The 13471-nt window shown below is 53.7% G+C and carries 11 protein-coding genes and 2 pseudogenes; 11 read left to right on the top strand and 2 right to left on the bottom strand.

All coding sequences use genetic code 11. From position 1 onward, the window contains the following. Positions 1-343: 343 nt before the first annotated feature. From C4542_00305 to C4542_00285, 5 genes and pseudogenes are all read left to right on the top strand, one after another. Positions 344-2095 (top strand): annotated as a pseudogene (locus C4542_00305) (homoaconitate hydratase family protein). A gap of 61 nt (positions 2096-2156) precedes the next feature. Beyond that, positions 2157-2527: pseudogene (locus C4542_00300) on the top strand (four helix bundle protein). Between the two features lie 110 nt (positions 2528-2637). After that, positions 2638-3714 carry an isocitrate/isopropylmalate dehydrogenase family protein gene (locus C4542_00295; GenBank protein RJO63302.1) on the top strand — a complete coding sequence of 359 codons (1077 nt, stop codon included), beginning with the start codon at positions 2638-2640 and terminating at the stop codon, positions 3712-3714. A gap of 163 nt (positions 3715-3877) precedes the next feature. Beyond that, entirely contained in the window at positions 3878-4807 is a 930-nt protein-coding gene (mdh, locus tag C4542_00290; protein RJO63301.1) for a malate dehydrogenase, read from the top strand. Positions 4808-4815: 8 nt separating this feature from the next. After that, positions 4816-5385: a class I SAM-dependent methyltransferase gene (locus C4542_00285; GenBank protein RJO63300.1), complete on the top strand. Its 570-nt coding sequence runs from the start codon at positions 4816-4818 to the stop codon at positions 5383-5385. Between the two features lie 159 nt (positions 5386-5544). Here C4542_00285 and C4542_00280 read toward each other — a convergent pair whose 3' ends face one another. Then, on the bottom strand, positions 5545-6033 hold the full coding sequence (locus C4542_00280) for a hypothetical protein (protein RJO63299.1): 489 nt from the start codon (positions 6031-6033) through the stop codon (positions 5545-5547). Positions 6034-6266: 233 nt separating this feature from the next. After that, positions 6267-6713: a hypothetical protein gene (locus tag C4542_00275; protein RJO63298.1), complete on the bottom strand. Its 447-nt coding sequence runs from the start codon at positions 6711-6713 to the stop codon at positions 6267-6269. Positions 6714-6863: 150 nt separating this feature from the next. Between C4542_00275 and C4542_00270 the strand changes: the two genes are divergently transcribed. From C4542_00270 to C4542_00245, 6 genes are all read left to right on the top strand, one after another. After that, complete coding sequence (locus C4542_00270; protein ID RJO63297.1) at positions 6864-8561, top strand: modification methylase PaeR7I; 1698 nt, start codon at positions 6864-6866, stop codon at positions 8559-8561. Between the two features lie 11 nt (positions 8562-8572). Continuing rightward, entirely contained in the window at positions 8573-9280 is a 708-nt protein-coding gene (locus tag C4542_00265; GenBank protein RJO63296.1) for a restriction endonuclease, read from the top strand. A gap of 237 nt (positions 9281-9517) precedes the next feature. Beyond that, positions 9518-11515: an excinuclease ABC subunit UvrB gene (gene uvrB, locus C4542_00260; GenBank protein RJO63303.1), complete on the top strand. Its 1998-nt coding sequence runs from the start codon at positions 9518-9520 to the stop codon at positions 11513-11515. A 136-nt stretch (positions 11516-11651) separates the two neighbouring features. Next, positions 11652-12128 (top strand): DUF296 domain-containing protein, encoded by a 477-nt coding sequence (locus C4542_00255; GenBank protein ID RJO63295.1) that lies wholly within the window; start codon positions 11652-11654, stop codon positions 12126-12128. Further along, positions 12125-12538, top strand: coding sequence for a hypothetical protein (locus tag C4542_00250; GenBank protein ID RJO63294.1), 414 nt, complete (start codon positions 12125-12127; stop codon positions 12536-12538). Before C4542_00255 ends, C4542_00250 begins: the two co-directional genes overlap by 4 nt. 123 nt (positions 12539-12661) lie before the next feature. Further along, positions 12662-13390: a DegV family protein gene (locus C4542_00245; GenBank protein ID RJO63293.1), complete on the top strand. Its 729-nt coding sequence runs from the start codon at positions 12662-12664 to the stop codon at positions 13388-13390. Positions 13391-13471 lie beyond the last annotated feature (81 nt).

Raw genomic sequence — 13471 nt, 5'->3', positions numbered from 1 at the left:
CTACCTTATATCGCCATCGCGACATTCACCCACGTGCAAGCACGTGGGTCCCTGCCCTTCGGGTCGGCCTGGATTGTCGGGTCAAGCCCGACAATGACATGAATAAGACAAAATTTCCGCCCGAGAGAATCCGCAATTTCCTCTCCCGCCGTGGGAGAGGCCAAGTGAGGGGGTCAGAGGCTCTCTAATCGTAGGGGCAGATTTAAAACCCGCCCGCCTGCATCTCCGGGTGCCGTAGGGGCACAGCATGCTGTGCCCTCTCATGTTGAATGAGCCCGATTTATCCTCAAATCCTTCTTTGTGATATTATTATAAAACTCATTTTAGCCTCTGAAAGGACACTATGGGTAAAACATTAGCCGAAAAAATACTCAGCCAGAAGCTGGGCCGCGACGTCAGCGCCGGTGAGATAGTGGTCAGCCCGGTTGACCTCGCCTTCGTGCAGGACACCACCGGCCCCCTCACCGTGCGCGAGTACCAGGGCAGCGGCTTCAAAGAGCTGGCCGACAAGCGCCGCACCGTGCTGTTCCTCGACCACGCCGCCCCCTCCCCCAACGCCCAGCTCTCCACCGACCATATCCTGATGCGCGGCTTTGCTAAAGAGAGCGGCTGCGTGATTTCGGACGTGGGCGCGGGCGTGTGCCACCAGATAGTGGCCGAATCCATGGCGCGCCCCGGCGACATCATCGTGGGCGCCGATTCGCATACCGTGACCGCGGGTGCTCTTAGCGCCTTCGCCACCGGCATGGGCTCCTCCGACGTGGCCGTGGCCTTCGCCCTGGGCAAGACCTGGTTCCGCGTGCCGGAGACTATCAGGATAGACGTCAAAAACAAGTTCCCGCAGTTCGTCACCGCCAAGGACCTCATCCTGCACCTCATCGGCATGATAGGCGCGGACGGGGCCACCTATAAATCGCTGGAGTTCGGCGGCAAGGCCGTAGACAGCATGTCCATGTCGGGCCGCCTCACCATCGCCAACATGGCCGTAGAGGCCGGGGCCAAGCTGGGACTCTTCCCCTCGGATATGACGACGGAAAAGCACCTGCGCGAATTGGGCAGAGCGGAGCAGTACCGCTCCATCTCGCCGGACAAGGATGCCGTTTATGAGAAGACCATCGAGATAGACGCCGCCGCGCTGGAGCCGACCGTCTCACGCCCGCACACGGTGGACAACACCGTGCTGGCCAAAGACCTGAAAGGCGTCAGGATTCATCAGGTTTTCCTGGGCACCTGCACCAACGGCCGGCTGGAGGATTTCGCGCTGGCCGCCAGCATCCTCAGGAACAAGAAAATCAGCCCCGACACCCGGCTGGTGGTAGCGCCCGCTTCCAAGCGAGTTCTCTTGCAGGCCATGGACGCGGGATATATGCGCATCTTCATCGAGGCCGGAGGCTCTGTTCTGCCGCCCGGCTGCGGGGCCTGCATGGGCCTGCACCAGGGCATCCTGGGCGACGGCGAGGCCTGCCTCTCCACCGCCAACCGCAACTTCAAAGGCCGCATGGGCAACCCCAACTCCTTCGTCTATCTGGCCAGCCCGGCCACCGCCGCCGCCACGGCGCTCACCGGCGTGGTCACCGACCCCAGGGAGGTGCTCTAAATGTTAAAAGGTAAAGCCTTCAAATTCGGCGACAGCATATCCACCGACCACATCGTCCCCGGCCGCCTGGCGCATTTGCGCTCCAACCTGCCGGAGCTGGCCAAACACGTGCTGGAGGATGCCGACCCCACCTTCGCCAGCCGAGTGAAACCCGGCGATTTCGTGGTGGGCGGAGATAATTTCGGCCTGGGTTCATCCCGCGAACATGCCCCGCTGGTCATCAAGATGGCTGGCGTCAGCGCGGTTCTCGCCAAGAGCGTGGCGCGCATCTTTTTCCGCAACGCCATCAACCGCGGCCTGCCGGTGCTCATCTGCGACACGGACAAGATAAATGACGGCGACGAGTTGGAAGTAGACATGGCCGCCGGAACGGTGCGCGACGTCACGAACGGAGTCACACTTACCTTCAAGCCGATTCCCAAGGCCATGCTGGCCATCCTGGATGAGGGGGGGCTCATTCCTTATATCCAGAAGCACGGAGACTTCAAATTGGAGTAAAGGGGAGAAATTCTAAATCATAATATCTAAGCACTAAATAAATTCAAAACAACAAATTCAAATGACTGAAGGCAAACAAGACCGGCAATTCGACCTGGAGGAGCGGACCCTAAACTTCTCGAAGGATATAATTGAATTTACAGATGCTCTTCAGAGAACGCTGGCAAACATTGAAATGATGAAACAGCTTATCAGGTCTTCAGGTTCGGTAGGTGCAAATTACATTGAGGCCAACGAAGCTCTGAGTAAAAAGGACTTTGCCATGAGAGTGAAGATTTGTCGTAAAGAAGCAAAAGAGAGTAGATACTGGTTGAACCTTCTTCAGGTAATAACGAAGACCTGGAAAAACGAAAGGACATTCTAATTCAGGAAGCTACTGAGCTTACAAAGATATTTGGGGCAATCATTGAAAAATGCGAACCAAGAAAATAATTTGGATTTGGAAATTAGTGCTTATTTAGAGTTTGGTGCTTAGTGCTTAGAATTTGTAGAGTATCCAGCACAAGAAAATATAGCAATTTATCTTAAGGAGTAATAATTCCATGGTTCATAATATCACCCTCATCCCCGGCGACGGCATCGGCCCGGAGTTGACCGAGGCCACCAGGCGCGTGCTGGAAGCCACCGGCGTCAAATTCAACTGGGACATCGTGCATGCCGGGACTGATGTCATGGCCGAATACGGCACTCCGCTTCCTCCACACGTCATAGAATCCATCCGCAAGAATAAGGTGGCCCTCAAAGGCCCCATCACCACGCCCATCGGCTCCGGCTTCCGGAGCGTCAACGTGGCCCTGCGCAAAGAGTTGGAACTTTATACATGTTTGCGCCCCTGCAAGAGCTACGAGGGCGCGCCCACGCTGTATAGCAACATAGACCTCGTCATCGTGCGCGAGAATATGGAAGACCTCTACGCCGGCATCGAGTTCGAAAAGGGAACGCCCGACAACGCCAAACTGATTTCTTTTCTGGGCGAGCTGGGGGCCAAAATCCGTCCCGACTCCGGCATCAGCATCAAGCCCATCTCGGAATTCGGCAGCCGCCGCATCGTGCGCTTCGCCTTCGAGTACGCCCGCAACCACAAGCGCAAGAAGGTGACCGCCGTGCACAAGGCCAACATCATGAAGTTCTCCGACGGCCTGTTCCTGGCAGTGGCCCGCGACATAGCCCAGGCCTATCCCGATATAGAATTCGAAGACCGCATCGTGGACAACATGACCATGCAACTGGTCAAAAAGCCGCAGCAGTTCGACGTGCTGGTCTGCCCCAACCTCTACGGCGACATCCTCTCCGACCTGTGCGCCGGTCTGGTAGGCGGACTGGGCGTAGCTCCCGGAGCCAACATCGGCGACGGCATCGCCCTCTTCGAGCCTACCCACGGCAGCGCCCCCAAGTACAAGGGCATGAACAAAGCCAACCCCATGGCCATGATGCTATCGGGCGTGCTCATGTTGAGGTACATTGACGAGACTGCCGCCGCCGACAGTGTGGAGAAGGCCATCGCCGCCGTCATCGCCGAGGGCAAATACGTCACCTACGACCTCAAGCCGGACGGCCAGCAGGATAAAGCCGTAGGCACCTCGCAGGTGGCCGACGCCATCATCGCCAGAATGAAATAGCCGTCGTTGCGAGCGAAGCAGCTAATAGCTGATTCGCGAAGCAATCTTTAAAGGATAGTCTTATCAGGCCGAAAGATTGCTTCGTCATTCCGACAAATCGGAACTCCTCGCAAAGACGATTTACTTTCTCCCTTACGGGAGAGAAGATGTGTAGGAGTAGAGTATGAAACCATCTAAAATCACCGTCATCGGAGCCGGAAACGTAGGCGCCAGCCTCGGCCAGCGCCTCATCGAGAAAGACTTTGCCGACGTCGTGCTGCTGGACATCGTCGAGGGACTGCCGCAGGGCAAGGCGCTGGACATCCTGGAGTCAGGCCCGGTCGTCGGCTTTACGCACCGCATCAGCGGCAGCAACAATTACGCCGACACGGCGGGCTCCGACGTGGTGGTCATTACCTCCGGCGCCACGCGCAAGCCGGGCATGTCGCGCGAGGACCTGCTCAAGATAAACACCGGCATCGTCTCTGGCGTGGTCAAAGAGGTAGTGCGGCACTCCCCGAACTGCGTCATCATCGTAGTAGCCAACCCGGTGGACGCCATGACCTGGGTGGCATACAAGGCCAGCGGCTTCCCGCGTAACAGAGTGCTCGGTCTTTCCGGCGTGCTGGACGGGGCGCGTCTGGCAGCTTTCATCGCCCTCGAGTGCCACGTCCCCGTCACCGACGTTTCCTGCTACGTGTTGGGCGAGCACGGCACGAATATGGTGGTCTTCCCGCGCATGGCAAAGGTTAAAGGCAAGCCCATCACCGAGCTGCTGTCCAAAGAGGCTGTGGAGCGCCTGGTGCAGCGCGCCGTCAACGGCGGCGCCGAGATAGTCGGCCTGCTCAAGACCGCCAGCGCTTTTTACGCCCCCTCCGCCGCCGTCGCCCGCATGGTAACTGCCATAATGCAGGACAAGAAAGAGATATTGCCCTGCGCCTCCGTTCTCGACGGCGAGTACGGCCTTAAAGATGTCGTCATAGGCGTGCCGGTCAGGCTGGGCAGGGGCGGCATCAAAGAGGTGGTTGACCTAAAGCTCAGCGCCGAGGAACTCAAGATGCTGGCTGCCTCGGCTGACGCGGTCAAGAAGCAGATAGACAGCATCGCTCTCTAGGAGGGAACATGGTTGGCGGCGGTTCGCTCAAGGACTATAACCACGCCGAGAGGCGCTTGTGGCAGGACGCGCCGGCGATTCTGTCGCAAATCGGCCTCAAGCCCGGCGACACGCTGGCCGATATTGGCAGCGGCGACGGCTACTTTTCCATCCCAGCGGCGAAAGTGGTCGGGAATTCCGGCAAAGTCTATGCCCTCGACTTGAGCGCAGAGGCTATCGCTGAACTCAAGGCTGCGGCGAGTATCGCAGGTCTCAACAACATCCAGACCGCCGTCGGCGAAGCTGAAACCACTCTGCTGTGCAAGGGTTGCGCCGACGTGGTGCTCATGGCCAACGTCCTGCACGACTTCGCCGACCCCGTAGCCGCCCTCAAAAACGCCCGCCTCATGCTCAAGCCCGGCGGCAGGCTGGCAAACCTCGACTGGAAAAAGGAAAAGGACCAGCTCCACGGCCCGCCCTTCGCCAAACGCTTCGACCAGGAGAAGGCCACCGCCCTGCTCAACCAGGCGGGATTCAAGGTTATGTCATCCGCGCTGGTGGGGCCATTCCACTACCTGCTTATCGCCGAGCCGGTTTAAACCCTATCGTGTAGGGGCGATTCATGAATCGCCCTTTATTTTTGTCATTCTTCGTCCCGATGCAATCGGGACGAAGAATCCGGGGCGGTGGGGTGGTACATTCTCTCCCTTTGGCAAAAGGGAGATGAAAGAGGGATTTTCCCAGCAGTAAGCGGCCTTCTACCCCTGGCTCACTATAATGGTTCCTTTGTCCAGCGGAGCAAGCGGATCCCAGTACGAAAATGTACCGGCCTTGTCCAGGACAATATCCAGACTCCCGCCAATGGGAATGATTATGGAAAAAGGAAAATCGCTGCCAATTGTGATGGTATCGTGGTCCTGATTCTGGAACTGAACCGTCGCGCCTTTCACAATTCTCAGGGTGGCCGGAGAGAAAACACCGCCGTTAATAATGATTATCGCCGGGCCGGATGATGTGCTGGTGGGCGGAGAGGTGGTAGTAGTCGGCGGCGGGATGGTGCCCGTAGTCGTTGTCTGAGTGGGCGGAGGTGAGGTGCTAGTAGTCGCGGGTGGGGTGGTTGAGGTCGTAGTGGGCGGGGAGGTGGTGGTAGTAGTCGCCGTTTGGCCGGGCGACTTGCATCCAACCACGGAAGCCACAAGCATCAGGCTCACCCCAACCATGAGAATATTAACGCGTCCGCTTTTCACCGTACTCCCACCTCTTTACACTCACCACAATTACTAATCGAAGTATAGCCACATAGGAGTTAAATAGTCATAAAACTTCGAGGGCCATTGTGACTATTTTATTACAAAATTCGCATTCGTTTCAGCGCAAAACGCATTTTTTAGCGAAACAATCCCGACTTTTTCAGGCGCGGCCCGTGCGCAATAATTGTTTTTAATTATCGCCGGAAACCACAGTAAACGACGCGTTATATTCACGGCTCCGTCTCATTTTCGGGTGTTTTTTGAACATTCGTTTGGGGCGGGGAGGCGGGTTTTGCGACTTCCAGCACTCCCGACTCCTCTTGCTCTACGCGCGACTGGTCACGCGATGACAATATTCCGATGATGGTATCACGCAACTCCAGATCAAACCCTCCCTGCTTGTTTCGGTTCGGTAAACGATTGGCCCTGACGGTGCGAATAAGCATGGACATGGCTTTGAATAATACCTCGTAGTTTTCGGGGGCGACATCGAGAATGGATTTAATTTTGGCGCGGAGCAGGGCAATTTCGTCATCCAAATCAAGGGTTCCAGACGCCTCCTCTAACGCCCGCTGCTGCTTGCGGGTGAGCTTTTTGGAGTAGAAACCATGCTTGCGAGCGTTCTGGTTGCCTAAGGGTGCGCCGGGGTGTTTTTCGGGAAATTTTTCTTCAGACATATTGAAAATGTTAGCACTTTTGTTCTATAATGAAAATAAGGTTTTGTCGCATTATTAAAAAGGAATTGAATTGTACTTGTATAATCACTATCAATTTTTTGTTATTAAGTGGTATCATTTCCACAAATTAGTTCAGAGAAAACACATAATATGATAAACCAGTCCCTCTCGCGAACGGCCAGTTCAAAAACCAGTTTGGGAAGTATTGCAGACAAGCAGCTAACTGAACGGGGCGCTATTTTTACTAGGAGAGACGTTGTCGAATTCCTCCTAGATCTTATCGGATATACATCCGATAAACCGCTTTACGCCAAACGCATATTAGAACCTTCATTTGGTGAAGGTGATTTTCTTCTCGTCATTGTTGAACGGCTTCTAAGCGCATATCAAGCTTTACGGCCCCAGAATGGCAATGTTGTTGAAGACTTGAAAAACTGTATAAGTGGAGTAGAACTTCATCCTGATAGCCTTCAAAAGACCAGCATAAAACTTGTTCAACTGCTCGTATCTTTCGGGCTCACAATGAGCGAAGCTGAAGCTTTAATGAATGCTTGGCTTATTCCTGGGGACTATCTTCTTTTAGCTTTACCATCGAATTACGCATACGTAATTGGGAACCCACCTTATATTCGCCAAGAATTAATCCCGGATAATCTACTCGCAGAATATAGGAAACGTTATATTACACTTTTTGACCGTGCTGATTTATACATTCCATTTATTGAAAAGTCTTTGTCTTTGCTAGCTCCTTCGGGTTCGCTGGGATTTATTTGTTCTGACCGTTGGACGAAAAATCGTTATGGGGGGCCGTTACGTAAATTAGTTGCACAAAGATATCATCTAAAGTACTACGTGGATATGATGGATATTCCTGCTTTTCTATCCGAAGTCACGGCTTATCCCTCCATATTCATAATCGCGAATGAAAGCGCGGGGCCAACCCGCGTCGCTCATCGCCTATCTATAAACTCGGATTCGTTCAATCAGCTAGTTAAAGACCTTCACGAAAGTACTGTGGAGAATGACAGAGTAAAGGAGATTTGCGGAGTAACCTCTTACTCGCAACCATGGATCCTTGAATCATTTGACCAACTATCGTTATTACGACGCTTAGAAGAAACATTGCCCGCAATTGAAGAAGCTGGCTGTAAAGTGGGCATAGGTGTAGCAACTGGTGCTGATGATATCTTTATTGGGGAATGCGATGCTCTTGATGTCGAATCAGATCGAAAAATCCCCTTGTTGCTGACCAAGGATATTGTTAATGGCACAATAAATTGGCTCGGTAAATGCATTATTAATCCGTTTAAGCCAAACGGGGATTTAGTTGATTTAAACGATTATCCAAAACTAAATACTTATCTGACAAAAAATCAATTACTGCTTAAAAAAAGACATGTCGCGATGAATTCACCGAAATATTGGTACAGAACGATTGACCGTATTAACCCCGTGCTGACCACCAAGCCGAAACTGTTGATTCCTGACATTAAAGGTTTCGCAAACGTAGTTTTTGACGAAGGTCATTTCTACCCACATCACAATTTGTATTATGTTATTTCTGATTATTGGGACCTCAGAGCTCTCCAAGCTGTGCTCTTATCTGGCGTTTCACACCTTTTTGTTTCAATGTACTCCACAAAAATGAATGGAGGATGCCTTCGTTTTCAGGCACAATACCTTAGACGTATCCGAATACCTTATTGGAACGCTGTTTCGCAGTCAATTAAATCAGAACTGATAGAGGCAGCCCAACAAAACAACATTCCCGCCTGTAATGCTGCCACTTACAAGTTATATGAATTGTCCAAAGAAGAGCTTTCAGCGATTGGCGGTAACGGGAATTAGGGAGAAACCAGATGTTGGATTTAGTCAACTACGAAACAAAGGCAAAAAAAGCAGTCAAAACATTTTGGGTTAATCGTAAGAAATCCGGTGTCCTCGCCGGGAAAAATATGGATGGTTTCCGAGAGATAATTAAAGAAATAATCGAAGCTAATGGTCTCCCTAATGCCGAGGTTGGGATTAATCGAAAGTTGTTGACCTTACCAGGTTTCTTTCGGCCTACAAAGCAGTGGGATATGGTCGTTGTGAATAAAGGCGTCTTGGTTGCAGCATTAGAATTCAAATCGCAAGTGGGATCTTTCGGCAACAATTTTAATAATAGGGCAGAGGAAGCAATAGGTTCCGCCGTGGACTTGCGGACCGCCTATCGCGAAGGCGCCTTCGGCAAAGACGCTCCAAAACCTTTTGTGGGGTGGTTCATGCTGCTTGAAGATTCCCCAAAATCCAAATCCGGGATCAAGGACGACTGTGCCCATTTCAAAATTTTCCCTGAATTTATTAACGCTTCTTATTCGGAACGCTATGACATTCTTTGCCATAAGCTCATTCAAGAACAATTGTACACTTCTGCATCTGTGATATTGTCGCCGAGCACGGCATCGAAAACCGGGAATTTTTCCGAAATGTCAGAACTAACTGGTCTTAAAACGTTTATTGCAAATTTTGCTGGGCACATTGCAGTTGAAGTTGCTCGAAGTCAGAGTAAGAAAAAAGTAAAGTAGATTTCAATTGTTAAATCCGCACCACCTGATTAAAAGTCACGTGCTCTACAAACCTATTGATTAAGAGTCAGTTGCTCACCAGAAATTGGTTTAGTCCCCTGCTCTAAATATTGGGCAAGCGCTTAGCAGGTGCCCGCACTATCGCGCAAACTTTCACCCTCACTCCTGTCTCTCCCCTCAAGGGAGAGATAATTTTGATGGTTGACCCTCTCCTCAACCTCCCCTATACTTTTATCTGTGCCCGACTTCGAAATCGCCTCTGACTTCCAGATCACCGGAGACCAGCCCCAGGCCGTTGACAAACTGGTCGAGGGTCTGTGCGAGGGCTTTCCCCACCAGACGCTGCTGGGCGTCACCGGCTCCGGCAAGACCTTCACCATGGCCAACGTCATCGCCCGCCTGGGGCGCCCGGCGCTGGTGATGAGCCACAACAAGACGCTGGCGGCACAGCTCTACGCCGAGTTCAAGGAGTTCTTCCCCAATAACGCCGTGGAGTACTTCGTGAGCTACTACGACTACTACCAGCCGGAGGCCTACGTCCCCAGCAAGGACATGTACATCGAGAAGGACGCCGACATCAACGAGGAGATCGACAAGCTGCGCCACGCCGCCACCAAGGCCCTGCTGGAGCGGCGCGATGTGATTATAGTGGCCTCGGTCTCCTGCATCTACGGCCTGGGCGAGCCCGAGGAATACCGCAGCTTCGTGCTGAGCCTCGAAAAGGGTAAGAACTACGCCCGGCGCGACGTGCTCAAGCGGCTGGTGGACATGCAGTACGAGCGCAACGACATGGAGTTCACCAGAGGGAAATTCCGCGTGCGCGGCGACACCCTCGAGATACAGCCAGCCTACGAGGAGCTCGGCCTGCGGTTCGAGTTCTTCGGCGATACCATCGAGCGCATCGCCTCGCTCGACACGCTCACCGGAGAGATACTCTCCGAGATGGACAGCGTGGACATCTTCCCGGCCAAGCACTTCGTCACCTCGCACGACAAGCTGCAAAAGGCCATCGATGGTATCAAAGAGGAGCTGGTGGAGAGACTGGCGGTGTTCAAAGAGCAGGGCAAGCTCCTCGAAGCCGCCAGGCTTGAGGCGCGCACCAATTATGACCTTGAAATGTTGCAGGAGACCGGTTTCTGCTCCGGCGTGGAGAACTACTCGCGCCACCTGGCCGGGCGCGCCCCGGGCTCCGCCCCCTGGACGCTGCTGGACTACTTCCCCAAAGACTTCTTGACCATTATCGACGAGTCGCACATGAGCATCCCGCAGATTCGCGGCATGTACCACGGCGACTCCGCCCGCAAGCAGACGCTGGTGGACTTCGGCTTCCGCCTGCCCTCGGCCATGGACAACCGCCCCCTCAACTTCGACGAGTTCAACCAGCGCATGAACCAGATAGTTTACGTCTCGGCCACACCCGCCGACTACGAGCTGAAGGTCAGCCGTCAGATAGTGGAGCAACTGGTGCGCCCGACGGGATTACTCGAGCCGACCATGGAGGTCAAGCCCACCAAGGGGCAGATAGACGACCTGCTGGACGAGATAAAGAAACGCACCGACGCCGGGCAGCGCGTGCTCGTCACCACCCTCACCAAGAAGCTGGCCGAGAAGCTGGCCGACTACCTGGTGGAAATGGGCGTCAAGACGCACTACCTGCATTCCGAGATGGACACCTTCGAGCGCGTGGAGGTGCTGCGCGACCTGCGCCTGGGCGTCTATGACGTGGTGGTGGGAATTAACTTATTGAGAGAGGGGTTGGACCTGCCGGAGGTCAGCCTGGTGGCCATACTCGACGCCGACAAGGAGGGCTACCTGCGCTCCCAGCAGGCGCTCGTCCAGACCATGGGACGCGCCGCAAGACATATCGACGGCCATGTCATCATGTACGCCGACGTGATAACCGGCAGCATGCAGCGCGCCATGGAAGAGATAAAAAGGCGCCGCGCCATCCAGGAGGACTACAACCGCGAGCACGGCATCACGCCGCAGGGCATCAAGAAGGCCATCAAGGACATCACCGAGAGGGTAAGGACAGCCGCCGGAGTGTCCGAGGAACGCGCCGAATACGCTATCGGCAACATGGCGCGCGAGGATAAGGCCAGGCTGGTGGACGAGTTAGAGAAGCAGATGAAGAAGGCCGCCAAGAACCTCGACTTCGAGCGGGCAGCTCTCTTGCGCGACCGCATCGTAGAGTTACGCCGCGACCTGATAACGGACACGCTGCCGCCGACGTAAATCTAATAATTTTCCTCCCCCTTACGGGGGAGGAAAACAATAATATGTCATTGTCGGGCTCGACCCGACAATCCAGAGGTGCCGCGCGCTTTCTGGATTCCGGCTTTCGCCGGAATGACAAATTGGGGGGACCAATATGCAGGCATCGGAAGGCAAAATAGGCAGAGTTTTCATCCTGCGGCTGGAGGACGGCGACGTTGTGCCAAACTGCATCGAGACTTTCGCCGCCGAGAATAAAATCAACATGGCCGGGGTAACGCTCATCGGCGGCATCGGCGAAGGGCAGATTGTGGTCGGCCCGCGCTACTCCGACGCTTTACCTCCCGACCCCATGCTGCTGCCGCTGGACGGCGCGCACGAGGTGGTGGGCATCGGCCTTATCGTACCCGACTCTAAAGGCATACCGAAACTGCACATCCACGCCGCTCTCGGTCGTTCCGGCCAGACTAAAACCGGCTGCCTGCGGCCGGGCGTGAAAACATGGCTGGTCGGCGAGGCGGTAATTTACGAGATACTGGGGGCGAACGCTGCGAGAATGCCGGACAAGAAGACGGGTTTCGAGCTATTGCAGACAAAAACGCGTCTTAAAACCGCAAAAGAAGGTAAGTCATGAACAAGCCAGACAGTCAACAACGCGGACTAGCAGGTGAGTATTATGTCGCATCTATTTTGTCGCAGGTAGGTTATGATGTTGGAATCACACTCGGTCGCGCAAAGGTGTTCGACATGGTTGTGATTGCACCGCACGGGAAAACCGCTAATCTACAAGTAAAAGCCAATTATGGCTACAACGATTGGCTCGCCTCACATTTTGACCGTAATAAAAACTCGGTCGTGGCACTTGTTCGCCTGAGTAAAGACATTACTCATCGGCCAGAACTTTATGTTTTACCTGGCCAAGTCGCTGATGGTCTCCTCACCCATAAATATCCAACTCATTCTCCTCGTATCAGCAAAGCTGACGTCATTAAGCAATTTAAAGACCATGATTTGTCAGCGCTAACAAATCTGCTCGATAGGTAATGTGAGCAACTCAAATGACTGAAGAATATCCCGAATCCAAACAGGAACGCCGCGAGAAGCGCCGCGCCGCTAAAGAGGCCAAGATGGCCAAACACGGTAAATCTCTGGCTGTGGTTTACCGCGATGCCGTACTCAAACGGCTCGGACTCGGCAAGGCTGATAAAAAGGCTAAACCCTGACCGTGAACTTCCCTATTGCCAAACCCTCTTCCGTTCTGTATACTGCCTGCATCGCATAATCGCATCCGACTATATTTTAAGGAGGAGATTTATGGCTGTCAGAATCATCACCGATAGAACCTGCGACATCCCCCCTGAACTCGAAAAAGAGCTGAACATCATCAACATCCCTGTATATCTTGTCTTCGGCAAAACATCTTTCCGCGACGGAGTCGATATTACCACCGACCAATTCTACCAGAAGCTGCTGCACGAGCCGGTCTATCCCACCACATCCCAGCCTACGCCTAAGGACTTTGCGGATGTATTCAATAACCTGTCCCAGGAAGCCGACGGCATCCTGGCAATCCATATTTCAAAAAAGCTGTCCGGCACCATTAATTCCGCCGAGCAAGCCGTTAAAATGGTGACCACGAAAGGCCCTATCGAGATAATCGATTCTCTATCGGTATCGCTGGGCGTTGGTCTACAGGTAATAGCCGCCGCCAGGATGGCCAAACAGGGCAAGAAGCTGGCTGAAATCAGCGCCGCCGTGAAAAGCATGGTGCCCAATACCAAAGTATTTATCCTCTTCGATACGCTGGAGTATCTGGCCAAGGGCGGACGCATCGGCAAGGCCAAGTCGCTGATGGGCGCGATTCTTAATGTCAAGCCCACGTTGTATTCTCCGTAAATATCCGACAGTCTTACCTCCTGTCGGCAATGTTTAATGGAGTCCTCATCCCCAGGCCCAGGTGTGGCCTGTGGTAATGAT

This window comes from Dehalococcoidia bacterium (genome assembly GCA_003597995.1).
GTDB lineage: Bacteria > Chloroflexota > Dehalococcoidia > Dehalococcoidales > UBA1222 > SURF-27.
The sequence above is the reverse complement of the archived record's forward strand: the minus strand, read 5'-3'. Positions and strand labels throughout refer to the sequence as shown.

What these genes read in the sequence shown, in the direction of transcription:
- C4542_00295 (RJO63302.1), top strand. Translation starts at nt 2,638, where the DNA reads ATGGTTCATAATATCACCCTCATCCCCGGCGACGGCATCGGCCCGGAG.
- mdh (RJO63301.1), top strand. Translation starts at nt 3,878, where the DNA reads ATGAAACCATCTAAAATCACCGTCATCGGAGCCGGAAACGTAGGCGCC.
- C4542_00285 (RJO63300.1), top strand. Translation starts at nt 4,816, where the DNA reads ATGGTTGGCGGCGGTTCGCTCAAGGACTATAACCACGCCGAGAGGCGC.
- C4542_00275 (RJO63298.1), bottom strand. Translation starts at nt 6,713, where the DNA reads ATGTCTGAAGAAAAATTTCCCGAAAAACACCCCGGCGCACCCTTAGGC.
- C4542_00270 (RJO63297.1), top strand. Translation starts at nt 6,864, where the DNA reads ATGATAAACCAGTCCCTCTCGCGAACGGCCAGTTCAAAAACCAGTTTG.
- C4542_00265 (RJO63296.1), top strand. Translation starts at nt 8,573, where the DNA reads ATGTTGGATTTAGTCAACTACGAAACAAAGGCAAAAAAAGCAGTCAAA.
- C4542_00255 (RJO63295.1), top strand. Translation starts at nt 11,652, where the DNA reads ATGCAGGCATCGGAAGGCAAAATAGGCAGAGTTTTCATCCTGCGGCTG.
- C4542_00250 (RJO63294.1), top strand. Translation starts at nt 12,125, where the DNA reads ATGAACAAGCCAGACAGTCAACAACGCGGACTAGCAGGTGAGTATTAT.
- C4542_00245 (RJO63293.1), top strand. Translation starts at nt 12,662, where the DNA reads ATGCCGTACTCAAACGGCTCGGACTCGGCAAGGCTGATAAAAAGGCTA.